Origin of the sequence: Flavobacterium gawalongense (assembly GCF_007097265.1) — a bacterium.
GTDB lineage: Bacteria > Bacteroidota > Bacteroidia > Flavobacteriales > Flavobacteriaceae > Flavobacterium > Flavobacterium gawalongense.
In genome coordinates, this window is sequence record NZ_VJZP01000021.1 from 1 (window position 1) to 15997 (window position 15997).

The following is a 15997-nucleotide window of genomic DNA, read 5'->3' on the forward strand; positions in this document are numbered from 1 at the left end:
CTGTGCAAAATCCGTTCAATCCGTGTTATCTGTGTGCCATATTTTATCCTTTGGAACATATTGCGGACTGTCATATTTTATTATAATTCTGAACGAAGTCTAATTTGGGCATTTCCCTTTGGGTCGGGCTATCCGCACTCGCTTTTTTGTTTCATTGCATTTGCTTCGCCAGTTCGCGTTGCTCGTGTCACAAAAAGAGCTCAAACAATTGCTTTTATCCCTAATGCAAAAAACACCAGACAAATAGTCTATTTCCAAAGATTTTCTTTCTCCCAATCTTTCGGAAAGCCCATAGCGAAAACATCAACATTAGGGTATTTTTTAAGCAACGCTGCAAATCGAAAAGCAATTGTATTTTTTGGATTGATGGTTTGCATCAAATATAAAATCATTGATAAAATAAAATAGGATTTGTTGTTGGGAACGGCAGTGTTATTTAGCCAAGTTTTTTTTGGACTTTGTGGTATGTTTGGTTGAATGCTCATAACTCTATTCCATAATCTTGAATGATGTGCACAAACGTTTCTAAGATAAACAATACTATGCATCCATGAACCAAAAATAGTATCACTTAAACCAAAATAATTAGCAATATCTCTCTTGGTTCTGTTCGATTGTAAATTGCTAAAAAGAAAAGAAAGCGTGCCAAAAGAAGTTAATTCCAAAAGCATCCAACTAGGCGGTAAGTCATCAGAATATTTCTTTTTAAATGCTTTTATAAATTCTTCATCACTTCTGTTGTATTCTTCTTCTAAACTTCCAAGACTTTTACTGTGGCTAATATGATTTTTGAACAGCGTTGGGTTTTGATACCAAAAGGCTCCATATTGATGCGATAAAACATAAATCATCTTCGCTCTTATAGAAACTTCTATTTTTTCAAGTTCTCGTATAACCAAAACCCGTAGCTCTCTATCAAAACAATATAGATTAAAAGCAGTATCGAAATTAGAGTTTTCTTTGAAAAGATGGTTCGTTTTATCTGCCAATAAGGGAAACCAATATCCGCTCAAACGATAATAACTGATGCTTTCCAATAAATGATTGGCTCTGGCGCTATTATTTATTGTTAGTCCTCGTTCTTGTAATTGTTGGATTTGTTGAGCGTAAGTAAGTGCAGGTTTGTTATAAGGAAGTAGTGGCATCTTATAAAAATAAAAAGCTTACCCTGAGCGCGCTGGTCTAACGGGAAGCGGGGTAAGCATGTTGCTGCAAATATAGGTAATGTTTCTGTGAAATTACGCTAGTGATTAAATATTTAATATTTTTAGTATTTTGTAATTTTTTTTTGCGATCATATTCAACTCTACAATTAAGATTGTTGAAAATTAATTGATTCTTAAGCGTATAAATTGTTTTGAAAATAAATTTAAATAAAAATAAAAATCCCGTTTCAAATACATGAAACGGGATTTTCTATAAATAAACCTTTAGTAAACTAAGATCTGATTACTCTTTTCTTTCCTCACGTAGAGGTCTTGCTTCCTCACGTGCAGGTCTTGGTAAAAGTGCTTTTCTTGACACTTTTTCTTTTCTTGTTTTTGGATCCATACCTAAGTATTTCACTTGAAAAACATCACCCATTTTCACAACGTCAGAAACGTTTTCAGTACGTTCCCAAGCTAACTCAGATACGTGAAGCAATACTTCATTTCCTGGTGCAGCAAGGTATTCAACCACCGCTCCAAAATCAAGCATTTTGATTACTTTCACTTCATAAGCATCACCAACAACCGGTTTGAAAGTCAATGAGTCAATTTTACGTAAAACTGCTTCGATTCCGTCAGGATCAGTTCCAAGAATTTCAACTTCACCTTGTTCGTTCACTTCGTTGATAACGATAGTTGTTCCTGTAGCTTTTTGTAATTCTTGAATTACTTTTCCACCAGGTCCAATTAACGCACCAATAAAGTTACCAGGAATAGTTACTTTGATAATTTTCGGAGCATATTTCTTAACAGTTGGTCTTGGCGTAGCCAAAGTTTCTGTTATTTTTCCAAGGATATGCAAACGACCATCACGAGCTTGAGCTAATGCTTCTTCCATGATGTTATAAGCCAATCCTTCGATTTTGATGTCCATTTGACAAGCAGTAATTCCATCAGCAGTTCCGGTTACTTTAAAGTCCATGTCTCCTAAATGATCTTCATCACCTAAAATATCAGACAATACAGCAAAACGACCTGTTTTTTCGTCAGAAATTAATCCCATTGCAATACCGGAAACTGGTTTGATCATTTGAATACCGGCATCCATTAATGATAATGTTCCAGCACAAACTGTTGCCATAGAAGAAGAACCGTTAGATTCCAAAACTTCTGAAACGATACGAATGGTGTAAGGACAATCAGCAGGAATCATGTTTTTCAAAGCACGTTGTGCTAAGTTTCCGTGACCTACTTCTCTTCTTGAAGTTCCTCTTAAAGGTTTTGCTTCACCTGTAGAAAAAGGAGGGAAGTTATAATGTAAGTAGAATTTCTCTTCACCTTGTTGAGATGGAGAGTCAATTTGGTTCGCTTCTCTAGAAGTTCCTAAAGTGGTTGTAGCCAATGCTTGAGTTTCTCCTCTTGTGAAAATTGCAGAACCGTGAACTGATGGTAAATAATCTACTTCAGCCCAGATTGGTCTGATTTCGGTAGTTTTTCTTCCGTCCAAACGAGAACCTAAATCCAGGATTACATTACGAACCGCTTCTTTTTGTGCTTTAGAAAAATATTTGCTTACTAAATCACCGTGTTCAGTCAATTCTTCATCTGTAAATAAAGTTTTCACTACTTCTTTTACTTCAGCAAATTGGGCTGTTCTTTCGTGTTTGGCTGTTCCTTCTTTTGCAATAGCATAACATAAATCGTAAGATGCCGCTTTCACTTTATCGTAAATAGCAGTATCTTCTTTTTCTTGCTCGTATGTTCTTACTTCTTTTTTACCAAAAGCAGCAACTAATCTTTCTTGAGCTTCGATTTGAATTTTGATTGCTTCGTGAGCAAATTTAATGGCTTCCACCATTTCGTGTTCTGAAATTTCTTTCATCTCACCTTCTACCATTGCGATAGAATCTTTAGAAGCACCAATCATCATGTCAATATCAGACAATTCTAATTGTGTACGACTTGGATTGATGATAAATTTACCGTCAACTCTAGCTACACGAACTTCAGAAATTAATGTTGAAAATGGAATATCAGATAAAGATAAAGCTGCCGAAGCGGCTAAACCTGCTAATGCATCCGGCATAACATTTTCGTCATGAGACATCAATTGGATCATCACTTGCGTTTCAGCGTGATAATCATTTGGAAAAAGTGGACGCAATACACGGTCAACTAATCTCATGGTTAAAATTTCACTATCACTTGGTCTTGCTTCTCTTTTGAAGAAACCACCTGGAAAACGTCCGGCGGCAGCAAATTTTTCGCGATAATCTAATGTTAAAGGCAAGAAATCAATTCCTGGACTTGCTTTTCTGGCAGATACAACTGTTGCAAGCAACATGGCATCTCCCATTTGTACTACTACAGAACCATCGGCTTGTTTAGCCAATTTACCTGTCTCGATTGAGATGCTTCTGCCATCTCCTAAATCGATAATTTCTCTTGAAACTTTTGGAATCATAATTTTAATTCTCTTAGATTAAACAATGGGTTCTAGTTGTGTTGTAGTTGTTGTTTTGCGTAGTTAATGCCTAAAACCCAATGAAAAACAAACTTTTTTATTGTTGTATATAAAAACAAAAAGAGGCACTTTCGCACCTCTTTAGTATATTGATTATTTTCTGATATTCAATACTTTGATAATCTCACGATATCTGTTGATTTCTGTTTTCTTCAAGTAATCTAACAAAGCTCTTCTTTTACCTACTAGTAATACTAATGAACGCTCTGTGTTATAATCATGACGATTTTTTTTCAAGTGCTCCGTTAAGTGGCTAATTCTGAAAGTGAATAAAGCGATTTGTGCTTCTGATTTTCCAGTGTTTGTTTTTTCTCCGTGTTTAGCGAAGATTTCTTCTTTAATCTCTTTAGTTAAATACATTCCAATATTTGTTTAATGATTTTTATGTATGTCGTACATCCATTGTAAGACGGGTGCAAAGATAATCTTTATTTTTGAATCGGCAAGGTAAATTTTGTTTAACCTTTAAGAATTTAATATTCAGTATATTAAACAGTATATAATTTTGCCACTTTCTCATTTACAAACTCCAAAAAACGTTCGTCATCTTGGGTGAATGGATCGATAGCATGACTGTCAATATCAATTTGCCCTATGTTTTCTCCGTTTACAAAAAGAGGAACAACAATTTCTGATTTTACTGTAAAACTGCAGGCAATATAATTGTCTTGTGCGGCCACATCTGGAACTACAAAATTAGTATTAGACACAGCTACTTGTCCGCAAATACCCTTTCCAAAAGGAATCACGGTATGATCTGTTGCTGCTCCTGCATAAGGGCCTAAATGCAGGGTTTTGGTTTCCTGATTTGCAAAATAAAATCCTACCCAATTGTAATAGTCAATTGAATCACTTAGAAGCTGGCAAATAGACAAAAGTTTTTCGTCTCTGGAAAGCGCTGTGTTTAGTGTGATTTCGGTTACTTTTGGTTGTAATTCTTGAAATGTCATGGTTTTTATTTATATTTATGCAAAAGTATTTAAAGCAGTTTTTAAAAATTATATAAATTTGTTAAAAAATAGATTTTGAAAAAATATTTTATTCTCTACAAACCTTTTTTGTTTTTTCTGGCTACCTTTTTTTTGACCTATATCGTTCTTACTGTTTTGTATCAGGCATATCTTAATAGTTTTGGAGAAAACAAGTTGGACACTATAACTAGAATGGTTGTAGAAAATACAGATCAATTGTTTCAATTATTTGGTGCTAATTTTAGAATTGAAGAAAATGAATCACAGTCTTTTATAAAGTTGATTTATAATCAAAAATATGTAGCAAGAATTATTGAGGGATGTAATGCCATTAGTGTAATTATCTTGTTCATATCTTTTATAGTTGCTTTTTCAGGAAAGTTAAAACCGACTCTGCTTTTTATTTTTGGCGGAAGCCTGCTTATTTATCTGTTAAACGTATTAAGGATAGCAATTTTAAGTGTGCTGATGTTTCATTTTCCAAAACAGGAGTCATTTTTACACAGCGTGCTTTTTCCTTTGTATATTTATGGTGTGGTTTTCATTTTGTGGTTAATTTGGGTACGTAATTTTTCAAGATATGCTTCAAAAGATATTAAATAATAAAGTTAGATTAATGCAATTTGTTTTTTTTGTTGCATTGTTAGTGCTTGTTCGTGCATTTGAAAACCAATTGTTTTATGACCCTTTTTTGGATTACTTTAAAAACGATTTTAATAATTTACCGTTGCCTAATTTCAATTCATTTCAATTGTCTTTAGGATTGCTGTTTCGTTATACATTAAATACGGTTATATCATTGGGCATCATTTATGTCTTTTTCAAAGATATAGTGATGGTGAAATTTGCATTTGTTCTGTATTGTTTTTTCTTTATGATTTTAATTGTTGTTTTTTTCTATATAATTTACTTCACTAGGGGACATCATAATTTATTTCTTTTTTATATTCGTCGGTTTTTGATTCAACCCATTTTCGTTCTGTTATTTGTTCCGGCATTTTACTATCAAAAACAAAATAAGTAATCTTTTTTTTATATCTTTAATGGTGGATTTAATTTGTTAATTGTCAACATACTAAGGGATGAAAATAATAAAACATTCAGGAGATATTGTAGAATTTAGTGCTGATAAGCTGAAGAGTTCGCTTTTAAAATCGGGAGCAAGTGCTGTTGTTGTAGAAAATATTCTGCAAACAATTAAAAAACAAATGTACGAGGGGATTTCTACGAAGCATATCTATAAAATGGCTTTTGGTTTATTGAAAAAAACGGCTAATTCTCATGCAGCACGTTATAACTTAAGAGAAGCAATACGATTGTTAGGTCCGGCAGGTTTTTTTTTCGAAAAATATATTGGGCGGCTTTTTGCTTCGGAGCATTATGAAACTAAAACAAACATAACATTGCAAGGTAAATGTGTATTACATGAAATTGATGTTTTGGTAAAGAAGAATGAACATGTTTCGATGATTGAATGCAAGTATCATGCGGGCAGGGATGCTGCTTCTGACGTAAAAGTGCCAATGTATATTTTGTCTCGTTTCAATGATTTGAAGGAAAGACAGCATGCCATTTTTGAAAAAAAAGATTCCATTTCAAAGTGTTGGATTGTCACCAATAATAGATTTACAACCGATGCTGTCGATTTTGCTAAATGTTCAGGATTGAATTTATTAAGTTGGAATTACCCTGAGGACAATAATTTAAAAACGAAAAATGATACACATTATCTTTATCCTGTAACTTGTTTAACTACTTTGTCCATTGCCGAAAAAGATAAGTTGTTGATATTGGATGTGATTTTGGTAAAAGAAATAATAAACCATTCCGATTGTTTAGAGAAAATTGGATTGAGTTCAAATCGGATAAAAAATGTGTTGAAAGAAGCATCTGAACTGTGTGGGTTTATTTAAAAATAATGGATTCTGGATTGTTTAATTTTTAAATTCAAATCAAATGAAAGTTAAATTTATTGGCGGAGCAGGCACTGTAACCGGTTCTAAAACATTAATTGAAAGCAATGGTATTCGGATTTTGATAGATTGTGGTCAATTTCAAGGGATTAAACCGCTGCGGGAACTTAATTGGGAACCATTGCCCATTTTACCTTCAACGATAGATTTTGTTTTGTTGACTCATGGACATTTAGATCACTGTGGTTGGTTGCCCAGACTGGTCAATCAAGGTTTTAAAGGCAAAATTTATTGTACCAGTCCCACTGCCGCTGTTGCCAAGTTGATTCTTCTGGATAGCGCTAAAATTCAGGAAGAAGAGGCTAGAATTGCTAATGAGGGTAAATTTTCCAAACACGAAGTTGCTGAACCACTTTATACAGTGGAACAGGCCCAAAAAGTTTTTCCTTATTTTAGGGTTATTAAAACCAATGAATCCATTCCTTTAGATGCGGAAATTGCTGCGGTTTATACTAATGCAGGACATATCATTGGAGCTTGTACAATTGAATTGCAACTCGAAAATAAGACTTTGGTTTTTTCAGGAGATATTGGGCGTGATAATGATGTATTAATGTATCCGCCAACTAAACCTAAAAAAGGCGATTATATATTTCTTGAAAGTACGTACGGTGATCGTCTTCATCCCGATATGGATGCCAAATTAGAACTGGAAATGTATATCAACAATACAGTTGAAAAAGGTGGAACCATCATTATTCCCAGTTTTGCTGTAGAGCGCGCCCAAACGATTATGTATTTGCTATGGCGACTTAAAGAAGAAGATAGAATTCCCAATATTCCCTATATAATTGATACACCTATGGGGATTAATGCTTTGGAAATTTTTATCAATAATAAAAAATGGCATAAATTATCATTGAAAGACTGTGCCGAAATGAGTAAAATGTTCATGCTGGTTTCTGATTATCAGGAAACAATTGAACATATTTTTGATAAACAACCCAAAGTGGTAATTGCTGCCAGCGGAATGGTTACTGGCGGAAGAGTTTTGACTTATCTCGAGCATTATATTGGTTTACCCGAAACGACAGTTATCATTGTTGGTTATCAGGCCGAAGGAACGCGTGGAAGGAAATTGTTAGAAGGTGCAGATGAAATTAAAATTCATGGTAAATATTATGATGTAAAAGCAAATATTCTTGAAATAGAAGGCTTGTCGGCTCACGGGGATCAAAAGGATTTACTCAATTGGCTATCTGAATTGGAAAATAAACCAACAAAAGTATTTTTGGTTCATGGTGAAAATCAGCCGCTAGATGTACTTCGGATAAAAATTCAGGAGAAATATGGTTTTGATTGTAAAGTTCCTTTGATGGGGCAAGAATTTGAGCTCTAATTTTTAACAGAAATTTGATTTTACGGGTTGATTAAATCACTAATTTTGCAAAATGAAATTCAAAAAGCACATCAGTTTTTTTCTCGCATTTTTCCTGTTGGTTTCCAATGTGGGATTCGCATTTGATGTGCATTATTGTGGAGACAAAGTAGCCTCCATCCAACCATCTTATTGGAAATCTGGAGAAGCTCCTAATTCAGTTGAAAAAGGGTGTTGCGAAAAAAAATTTGCAAAAAAAGACAGTTGTTGCAAGAATAAAGTAGTTCATTTTCAAAAAAAATCAGATAATTTAATTACAAAAGCATTTTCTTTAAATGCGGATTTTACTTTTTTAATCGAAGAATGGAACCCAATTGTGTTTTGTCCAAGACCAAATTTCAAAAGTTTTGAAAACACCTCTTTTTATTGCGATGTTCATGCGCCACCACTTTTTAAACTGTACAACCAATACATTTTCTACGCCTGATTTTTAATGTTTTTTAAAAGTCAAACCTCTTTTTGTGGTTTGAAATAAATTTTATAAACATTAAAATCCTTGCTATGCAAAAAATAATAACGCTTATTGTTATGATTTTGCTTTCGATTCCCGTTTTTTCTCAAGAAAAACTGGAAGAGGTCAAAATTGTCAAAAAGCAAAAAGGAATTCAAAAATCATTTACGGTAACCGGTAATACGACACTCATAACGAGTAAAGAATTACTTAAAGCCGCGTGTTGTAATTTGGCCGAAAGTTTTGAAACGAATCCATCGATTGATGTGAGTTTTTCAGATGCTTTGACAGGAACAAAACAAATCAAAATGCTGGGATTGACAAGCCCGTACTTGATGATTACCGAAGAAAATATTCCATCAGTCCGTGGTGCTTCTCAAGCTTACGGATTGTCATTTACACCTGGAACCTGGGTCGAAAGCATCCAAATCACTAAAGGAGCAGGAAGCGTGGTGAATGGTTACGAAAGTATTTCAGGACAAATCAATACTGAATTATTGAAACCCATCAATGACATTCCGTTTTTCCTAAATGTGTATGGTTCGACAGATTCTCGTTTTGAATTGAATACGCATTTTAATAAAAAAATATCCGATAAATGGAGCAGTAGTCTGTTTCTTCATGGTAATACAAGAGTTGCTAAGAACGATATGAATAACGATGGCTTTTTGGATAATCCATTGGCAAAACAAATTAATATTCTCAATAGATACCAATATTACGACGCCGAAAAAGGTTGGGTGAGTTTTATCAATTTCAGATATATGAATGATAAAAAACAGACTGGAGAATTGGACTTTGATCCGGACAAAGATAGAGGAACTACAAATTATTGGGGTTCTGAAATCAATACAGAACGATTGGACGTCTCTACAAAAGTCGGCTACGTTTTTCCGGAAATGCCGTATCAAAGTATTGGATTTCAAAATGCTTTTAACAGTCACAATCAACATTCGTATTTCGGTTTAAACCAATACAATATCAAACAAAGCAGTTATTATTCGAACTTGATTTTTAATTCGATTATTAACAACACGATGAATAAATTTGCTGCGGGTTTGAATTTCACATACGATAAATACCAAGAATTTGTCAATGTAAATGATTACGGTAGAACTGATAATTCTGTAGGTGCTTTTTTCGAATATACTTACGATAATGAGGATGATTTTAGTATTATTTTGGGAGGAAGGATTGATAATCACAACCGATTAGGGACATTCATTACGCCACGATTACATCTGCGATACAATCCTTGGGAAAAAGGTGTTCTGCGATTTTCAGCAGGAAGAGGAAAGCGAAGTGCGAATATTTTTGCCGAGAACCAACAGCTTTTTGCGAGTTCCAGAACATTTGATGTTTTGGATAATGATGGAAAAATTTATGGATTGAATCCAGAAATTGCATGGAATTATGGTTTAAGCTTTGCGCAAAAGTTTTTGCTCTTTGGCAAAAATGCCGATATTGGGTTTGATCTTTACAGAACTGATTTTCAAAATCAGGTTATTGTCGATGTATTGCAAAGTCCCCAACAAGTTTTGTTTTATAATTTGAACGGAAAGTCAGTTGCCAATAGCGGGCAATTAGAGTTTAATTATGAAATTTTAAACCATTTTAATTTGCGCTCAGCGTATAAATTCTATGATGTAAGAACCGATTATATTTCGGGGAATTACCAAAAGCCATTACAGGCTAAACATCGATTTTTTGGAAATTTAGAATATGAAACCCACATAGGGGAGAAAGGAAAGCAATGGAAATTTGATTATACTTTCAATTGGATTGGTAAGCAACAATTGCCCAATACAGCAAGCAATCCAATAAAGGATAGACTACCGGAATTTTCACCATCGTATTCTTTGATGAATGCACAAATTACAAGAACTTTTTCTTCTATTTTTGAAATGTATGTAGGTGGTGAGAACATTGGAAATTATACTCAGGAAAAAGCTATTCTTGGTTCTGATAATCCTTTTGGCTCCACTTTTGATACTTCAATTGCATATGCACCGGTTTTTGGGCAAATGTATTATGCGGGGTTTCGATTCAAAATAAAATAAGCTCAGCATGAAAAATTAATAATCACAATAAAAAAAGTAAAAATGAAAAATATTATTTTAATAGTAATGGTAAGTTTTCTGGGATTTGCTGTTAAGTCTCAAGAGAAAAAGAATAAAAATGCACGTTATACGACTGAAGTAAATGGCAATTGTGAACAATGTCAGAAACGAATTCAAAAAGCGGCATTTTCAGTTTCCGGAGTTAAATCAGCAAATTGGAGTATTGAGACACATCAATTGAGTTTGATTTTAAATGAAGAAAAAGGCACTCTGCCAGATGTGAAAAAAGCCATTGCAAAAATAGGGCATGACACAGATGGGATCAAAGCGACAAAAGAGGATTATGACAACCTCCATAGTTGTTGTAAATATGAACGACTGTAATTTAAAAAGCCCAAAGTGAAAATTTTGGGCTTTTTAAATAGATTGGGTTTAATTTTTTCTTTCGCTAAAGAAAAATCTTCATTTATGCCAAATAAAAACACACTTTTATTGAAAAAAAACAGTGCTGCATGAAAGCATTTCCAATCGAGATTATTATATTTTTAAAGAGTTAATTAAACTTTAAAATACCGCAATAAATTGTGGTTAAGGTAATTTATTCTTACTTTCACGCACGAATATATTAAATTACAAATTGATTTATGAATAATTTCGAATGGACACAATTACTCGATCCAGAGTTTTATATTACCTTAAAAATAGCAGGAGTTCAGATAGGTTTATACATAGTTTTATTTATTATTTTTGCTGAAACTGGGCTTTTTGCAGGTTTTTTCCTTCCAGGTGACAGTTTGCTTTTCCTTGCAGGAATTTACAGTAAAGATTTGGTTCAAAATATGGTGTCTATAGAAAGTGAATTTATAAATGTTACTTTATTGTCACTAATGGTTGCTATTGCAGGAATTTTTGGGAACATGGTAGGGTATTGGTTTGGAGCAAAAAGCGGGTATTATTTATTTAAAAAAGAAGATACTTTTTGGTTCAAGAAAAAATACCTGTTGCAGTCAAAAGATTTCTTTGAAAAGTATGGTGGGAAAGCCATAATATTTGCTCGTTTTTTACCAATTTTCAGAACTTTTGCGCCAATTGTGGCTGGAATAGTATCTATGGATAAAAGCAAATTTATGTTCTTCAATATTTTAAGTTCTTTTTTATGGGCTTTTATTTTAATTTTTTCCGGTCATTATTTGTATGGTGTCTTTTTGGAAAATTTTGGAATTGATTTGAAAGAGCATATCGAATATATTATAGTAATAATTGTTCTTATTACCACGGTTCCCGTTTTATTCAAGCTTTTGAAAAAAAGGGTGCATATAAAATAAAAATTAATTTTAGTTGCCCTGTCCTGAAAAAGTTGACAAGACAAGTAAATAAAAAACTCCGTTTCGATTTAACGAAACGGAGTTTTTTATTTTAAAAAGAGAATGAATTACATCATTCCTGGCATACCACCACCCATTGGGTTTCCACCTGCATGATCTTCTTTAATATCAATCAAAGCACATTCGGTAGTCAATATCATTCCAGCAACCGAAGCAGCATTCTCTAATGCTACACGCGTTACTTTTTTAGGATCGATAATACCTGCTTTAAGCATATCAACATATTCGTCAGTTTTTGCATTGTAACCAAAATCACCCGAACCTTCGGCTACTTTTGCAACAACAACTGAACCTTCAAGTCCTGCATTTTCAACAATAGTTCTCAAAGGAGACTCCACGGCACGAGATACAATTTGAATTCCTGTTGCTTCATCAGCATTGTCCGCTTTAATAGTGCTTAAAACATTTTTAGCTCTTAATAAGGCAACACCACCACCGGCAACAATTCCTTCTTCAACAGCAGCACGAGTTGCGTGAAGCGCATCATCAACTCTGTCTTTTTTCTCTTTCATTTCTACTTCAGAAGCAGCACCAACATAAAGTACAGCAACTCCACCAGCTAATTTAGCCAAACGTTCTTGTAGTTTTTCTTTGTCATAATCAGAAGTTGTAGCTTCCATTTGACCTTTTATTTGGTTTACGCGATTTTTGATCATGTCAGCTTCGCCAGCACCACTTACAATTGTAGTATTGTCTTTATCGATAGTCACTTTTTTAGCAGTTCCTAACATTTCGATAGTTGTGTTTTCTAAAGTGTATCCTCTTTCCTCTGAAATTACTGTTCCTCCAGTTAAGATAGCAATATCTTCAAGCATTGCTTTTCTTCTGTCACCAAAACCAGGTGCTTTTACAGCAGCAATTTTCAAAGCTCCACGCAATTTATTTACAACCAATGTAGATAATGCTTCACCATCAACATCTTCCGCAATAATCAATAATGGTTTTCCAGATTGAGCAACTGGCTCAAGAACTGGTAATAATTCTTTTAATGAAGAAACTTTTTTGTCATATAAAAGGATGTAAGGATTCTCCAATTCTACTTCCATTTTTTCTGAATTGGTAACAAAATAAGGAGAAAGATATCCTCTGTCAAATTGCATACCTTCAACAACATCAACGTAAGTATCTGTTCCTTTAGCCTCTTCAACAGTGATAACACCTTCTTTTCCTACTTTTGCGAAAGCAGTAGCGATTAACTCACCAATTACTTCGTCATTATTAGCAGAAATTGAAGCAATTTGTTTTATTTTTTCAGAATCACTTCCTACTACTTTTGCTTGTTTAGCCAAGTCAGCTACAATAGCTTCAACTGCTTTGTCAATACCACGTTTCAAATCCATAGGATTCGCTCCTGCAGCAACGTTTTTCAAACCTTCTTTTACGATAGCTTGTGCCAAAACTGTAGCAGTTGTAGTTCCGTCTCCAGCTAAATCATTAGTTTTAGACGCCACTTCTTTAACCATCTGAGCGCCCATATTTTCTAATGGATCTTTCAATTCAATTTCTTTTGCAACGGTAACACCATCTTTTGTAACATTTGGTCCACCAAAAGCTTTTCCAATAATTACATTACGACCTTTTGGTCCAAGAGTTACTTTTACTGCATTTGCCAATGCATCTACACCACGTTTTAATCCGTCACGTGCTTCAATATCAAATTTTATATCTTTTGCCATTTTTTTTTATTTTCCTCACCCCAGCCCTCTCCAAAGGAGAGGGAGCCAAGATGAAATATTATTAAATATTTTATTAGTTTATTTCGTCTCCTCCCCTTCGGGGAGGTCGGGGGGGATTTTAGATAATTGCTAAAATATCGTCTTCACGCATGATCAAATAATCTTTTCCTTCCAGTTTCAATTCAGTTCCGGCATATTTTCCGTAAAGAACAGAATCACCAATTTTTACAGTCATTGTGTGGTCTTTTGTTCCGTTTCCAACAGCAACTACAGTTCCTTTTTGTGGTTTTTCTTTAGCTGTATCTGGAATAAAAATCCCTGACGCAGTTTTAGTTTCAGCTGCTACTGGTTCGATAAGAACTCTGTCTGAAAGTGGTTTAATGTTTAAAGCCATGATTTTATATTTTTTTTATTATTTTTATGATTGCATTTAGGATTTCAGAAATTGTGCCATCCTATTATAACTGACATATTTTCTTATAAAAAATGCCAGCTTTGACAGGCTGGCATTTAGAAAAAAAAGTGTTGTTTTATTTTGCTGGATTTGTTGCAGCAGGTGTATTTTGAACTGGAGATGCTGGAGCAGCAGTTGCCGGTGCAGCAGTCCCTGTTTGTTCAATAATTTTAGAATCATTATCACTTAATGCTCCTGTAAAGCTTAAACTTGAAAGTAATATAAGTGCAATTAAAATAGTAGCAAGTGTCCAAGTGCTTTTGTCTAAAAAATCTGTTGTTTTTTGTACACCACCTAGCATTTGAGAACCACCTATAGTTGAAGATAATCCACCGCCTTTAGGGTTTTGAACCATTATTACTACGATTAATAGGAAACAAACTATTGTTATTAAAACTAAAAAAATTGAAAATGTGCTCATTGTTTAATTATTGTTTTGTTGTAAAATCTTAATATCCGCTATGCGGTCTGCAAAGAAACTACTTTTTTCTGGATATTTCAAAATTAATATTTCATAAGCTTGAATCGCTTTTTGATATTTTTTTTGTTCCAAATAAACTCTTGCTAATGTCTCCGTCATCAAATAGGAATTATCATCTTTATTAAGGTCAAAAGTAACTGTTGATGCAACACCATGTTTTACAGATGAAATTTTCGGACTGGTTTCTATAAATTTATCGATTAACGCTGCTTTTTTCTTTTTGTCTTCATCTTCTATTGGTAGGGTTTTAGAAGGATTTACACTTTCCGTTTCTCTGACAATAGGCTGCGTTCGGGATAATTGAAGCCATTCTTGGAAGGAATGCTTTTCACTAATGGAAAAATCCAATGGAGTTCCAATAGCTAATTTCTCTTCTGTAGTTTTTAAATTTTCATTAGATTCTGAAGGTAAAGCTTCCTTTATAGAAGTAAGAATCGATTGTTCCAGGGCATCTATCTTGTGTTCCAGTTTTTCTTCCTGGATAATTATTTCGCTATCAATTACAGTAATGTCAAGTAGCTCTACTATTTTTTTATCGTATAAATCTTTTTGAATTGCAGTAAAAGTATCCGAAGTAATAAAGTCAAACAATACCGTTCTGTCGGTTGTATGTGCGGCAGTGACTTTTAAAGCAAAATTATACTTAAAACTATTTTGATTATAAAGACCTTTTAAGCGTAAAGCTCTGGCGCTTTGAAAATATGGAAATTCATCCAACACATTTCCCAATGCTTCGGTTTGCTTCTCATTGATAGCATCTGGTCTGTTTATTAAATAAGTATAATCGGTTACGTTCATTTTTTGAGTGTTCAATGTTCAGTAATCAGTGTTCAGTAATCAGTGTTCAATTTTTAGTGCAGCTAACTGAATACTAAAAACTGCCAACTGAATACTCCTTCATTTACCATTTAGCAAGAGATTCATTAAAGATATCTTGGGTTATTCTTTCGAAGATTTCTTTCAATGCGCTATTCAAAGTAGAACCTACAAGTTGTTGCTCAGCCGGATAATCATAATAAAACTCGAATTGTTTTTCAAAATCATCTGTTTCTTTATTTTTATTGGTAAACCGAACATTTACTCTTATTTTCAGTCTGTTTTGAGAAGCTTGCTGATCGGCGGTTGCGGTCATAGGGCTTATTCTGTAATCTACAATCTCTCCTTCGTAAGTTAAATCAGCACCGCTTTTTACTAAATTTAAATTGGTTTGATTCTGAATAATGTCTTGTAGTGCCAGCGTAAAAGTCCTGTCAATTCCAGGTTCAATCAATTCTGCATTATTTTGAAAAAAATTCACCTGAAAGGTTTTTGCATCAATTTTCCCTGTTCCTGTAAAGTTGTAAACCGAGCAACTATTAATACTCAATATAATTATTGAAAGAAGAATAAGTTTAATGTGTTTCATTTTCTATTTTAAAAATTGCTTCGCCAGTTTGCTAACGCTCGGGTCAAAGATATTCATTTTCAATCAAACCATTTGCGTCTTTGCGTCTTTG

General features: G+C 33.8%; 17 protein-coding genes. 8 read left to right on the forward strand and 9 right to left on the reverse strand.

Annotated elements, in window-relative coordinates; all coding sequences use genetic code 11:
- Positions 1-248 precede the first annotated feature (248 nt).
- The 4 genes from FNW38_RS11450 to FNW38_RS11465 form a co-directional block, all read right to left on the reverse strand.
- Positions 249-1145 (reverse strand): Abi family protein, encoded by an 897-nt coding sequence (locus tag FNW38_RS11450; RefSeq protein ID WP_144064857.1) that lies wholly within the window; start codon positions 1143-1145, stop codon positions 249-251.
- A 304-nt stretch (positions 1146-1449) separates the two neighbouring features.
- The gene (locus FNW38_RS11455) at positions 1450-3612 is read right to left on the reverse strand and encodes a polyribonucleotide nucleotidyltransferase (RefSeq protein WP_144064858.1); all 2163 of its coding nucleotides are present in this window, start codon (positions 3610-3612) and stop codon (positions 1450-1452) included.
- 153 nt (positions 3613-3765) lie between these two features.
- Positions 3766-4032, reverse strand: a complete 267-nt coding sequence (gene rpsO, locus FNW38_RS11460) for a 30S ribosomal protein S15 (RefSeq protein WP_035670202.1) — start codon at positions 4030-4032, stop codon at positions 3766-3768.
- A 128-nt stretch (positions 4033-4160) separates the two neighbouring features.
- On the reverse strand, positions 4161-4622 hold the full coding sequence (locus FNW38_RS11465) for a GAF domain-containing protein (protein WP_143386095.1): 462 nt from the start codon (positions 4620-4622) through the stop codon (positions 4161-4163).
- 75 nt (positions 4623-4697) lie between these two features.
- Between FNW38_RS11465 and xrtF the strand changes: the two genes are divergently transcribed.
- The 8 genes from xrtF (at position 4698) to FNW38_RS11505 (ending at position 11830) form a co-directional block, all read left to right on the forward strand.
- Positions 4698-5246, forward strand: coding sequence for an exosortase family protein XrtF (gene xrtF / locus FNW38_RS11470; RefSeq protein WP_143386096.1), 549 nt, complete (start codon positions 4698-4700; stop codon positions 5244-5246).
- Positions 5224-5667 (forward strand): exosortase F system-associated membrane protein, encoded by a 444-nt coding sequence (locus FNW38_RS11475; protein ID WP_144064859.1) that lies wholly within the window; start codon positions 5224-5226, stop codon positions 5665-5667. The genes xrtF and FNW38_RS11475 overlap by 23 nt, the downstream gene beginning before the upstream one ends.
- A 58-nt stretch (positions 5668-5725) precedes the next feature.
- On the forward strand, positions 5726-6556 hold the full coding sequence (locus FNW38_RS11480) for a restriction endonuclease (RefSeq protein ID WP_144064860.1): 831 nt from the start codon (positions 5726-5728) through the stop codon (positions 6554-6556).
- A gap of 43 nt (positions 6557-6599) precedes the next feature.
- The gene (locus FNW38_RS11485) at positions 6600-7955 is read left to right on the forward strand and encodes an MBL fold metallo-hydrolase RNA specificity domain-containing protein (RefSeq protein ID WP_144064861.1); all 1356 of its coding nucleotides are present in this window, start codon (positions 6600-6602) and stop codon (positions 7953-7955) included.
- Positions 7956-8007: 52 nt separating this feature from the next.
- Positions 8008-8421 (forward strand): HYC_CC_PP family protein, encoded by a 414-nt coding sequence (locus FNW38_RS11490; protein ID WP_143386100.1) that lies wholly within the window; start codon positions 8008-8010, stop codon positions 8419-8421.
- A 74-nt stretch (positions 8422-8495) separates the two neighbouring features.
- Positions 8496-10505, forward strand: coding sequence for a TonB-dependent receptor plug domain-containing protein (locus FNW38_RS11495; RefSeq protein WP_144064862.1), 2010 nt, complete (start codon positions 8496-8498; stop codon positions 10503-10505).
- Between the two features lie 42 nt (positions 10506-10547).
- Positions 10548-10889, forward strand: coding sequence for a heavy-metal-associated domain-containing protein (locus FNW38_RS11500; RefSeq protein WP_143386102.1), 342 nt, complete (start codon positions 10548-10550; stop codon positions 10887-10889).
- Between the two features lie 260 nt (positions 10890-11149).
- Positions 11150-11830 (forward strand): DedA family protein, encoded by a 681-nt coding sequence (locus FNW38_RS11505; RefSeq protein ID WP_143386103.1) that lies wholly within the window; start codon positions 11150-11152, stop codon positions 11828-11830.
- Between the two features lie 107 nt (positions 11831-11937).
- Here FNW38_RS11505 and groL read toward each other — a convergent pair whose 3' ends face one another.
- The 5 genes from groL to FNW38_RS11530 all read right to left on the reverse strand — a co-directional run bounded on the left by groL (position 11938) and on the right by FNW38_RS11530 (position 15906).
- Positions 11938-13566, reverse strand: a complete 1629-nt coding sequence (gene groL, locus FNW38_RS11510) for a chaperonin GroEL (protein WP_143386104.1) — start codon at positions 13564-13566, stop codon at positions 11938-11940.
- A gap of 118 nt (positions 13567-13684) precedes the next feature.
- The gene (locus FNW38_RS11515; protein WP_035670228.1) at positions 13685-13960 is read right to left on the reverse strand and encodes a co-chaperone GroES; all 276 of its coding nucleotides are present in this window, start codon (positions 13958-13960) and stop codon (positions 13685-13687) included.
- 136 nt (positions 13961-14096) lie between these two features.
- Positions 14097-14441 (reverse strand): preprotein translocase subunit SecG, encoded by a 345-nt coding sequence (gene secG, locus FNW38_RS11520; RefSeq protein ID WP_143386105.1) that lies wholly within the window; start codon positions 14439-14441, stop codon positions 14097-14099.
- 3 nt (positions 14442-14444) lie between these two features.
- The gene (locus FNW38_RS11525) at positions 14445-15299 is read right to left on the reverse strand and encodes a tetratricopeptide repeat protein (RefSeq protein ID WP_144064863.1); all 855 of its coding nucleotides are present in this window, start codon (positions 15297-15299) and stop codon (positions 14445-14447) included.
- Between the two features lie 103 nt (positions 15300-15402).
- Positions 15403-15906: an LptE family protein gene (locus FNW38_RS11530; RefSeq protein WP_143386107.1), complete on the reverse strand. Its 504-nt coding sequence runs from the start codon at positions 15904-15906 to the stop codon at positions 15403-15405.
- Positions 15907-15997: the final 91 nt, after the last annotated feature.

Coding starts and splice junctions, on each gene's coding strand:
- FNW38_RS11475 (WP_144064859.1), top strand. CDS start 5,224: ATGCTTCAAAAGATATTAAATAATAAAGTTAGATTAATGCAATTTGTT.
- FNW38_RS11480 (WP_144064860.1), top strand. CDS start 5,726: ATGAAAATAATAAAACATTCAGGAGATATTGTAGAATTTAGTGCTGAT.
- FNW38_RS11485 (WP_144064861.1), top strand. CDS start 6,600: ATGAAAGTTAAATTTATTGGCGGAGCAGGCACTGTAACCGGTTCTAAA.
- FNW38_RS11495 (WP_144064862.1), top strand. CDS start 8,496: ATGCAAAAAATAATAACGCTTATTGTTATGATTTTGCTTTCGATTCCC.
- rpsO (WP_035670202.1), bottom strand. CDS start 4,032: ATGTATTTAACTAAAGAGATTAAAGAAGAAATCTTCGCTAAACACGGA.
- FNW38_RS11505 (WP_143386103.1), top strand. CDS start 11,150: ATGAATAATTTCGAATGGACACAATTACTCGATCCAGAGTTTTATATT.
- FNW38_RS11490 (WP_143386100.1), top strand. CDS start 8,008: ATGAAATTCAAAAAGCACATCAGTTTTTTTCTCGCATTTTTCCTGTTG.
- FNW38_RS11500 (WP_143386102.1), top strand. CDS start 10,548: ATGAAAAATATTATTTTAATAGTAATGGTAAGTTTTCTGGGATTTGCT.
- FNW38_RS11515 (WP_035670228.1), bottom strand. CDS start 13,960: ATGGCTTTAAACATTAAACCACTTTCAGACAGAGTTCTTATCGAACCA.
- FNW38_RS11450 (WP_144064857.1), bottom strand. CDS start 1,145: ATGCCACTACTTCCTTATAACAAACCTGCACTTACTTACGCTCAACAA.
- FNW38_RS11525 (WP_144064863.1), bottom strand. CDS start 15,299: ATGAACGTAACCGATTATACTTATTTAATAAACAGACCAGATGCTATC.
- FNW38_RS11465 (WP_143386095.1), bottom strand. CDS start 4,622: ATGACATTTCAAGAATTACAACCAAAAGTAACCGAAATCACACTAAAC.
- FNW38_RS11530 (WP_143386107.1), bottom strand. CDS start 15,906: ATGAAACACATTAAACTTATTCTTCTTTCAATAATTATATTGAGTATT.
- groL (WP_143386104.1), bottom strand. CDS start 13,566: ATGGCAAAAGATATAAAATTTGATATTGAAGCACGTGACGGATTAAAA.
- FNW38_RS11455 (WP_144064858.1), bottom strand. CDS start 3,612: ATGATTCCAAAAGTTTCAAGAGAAATTATCGATTTAGGAGATGGCAGA.
- secG (WP_143386105.1), bottom strand. CDS start 14,441: ATGAGCACATTTTCAATTTTTTTAGTTTTAATAACAATAGTTTGTTTC.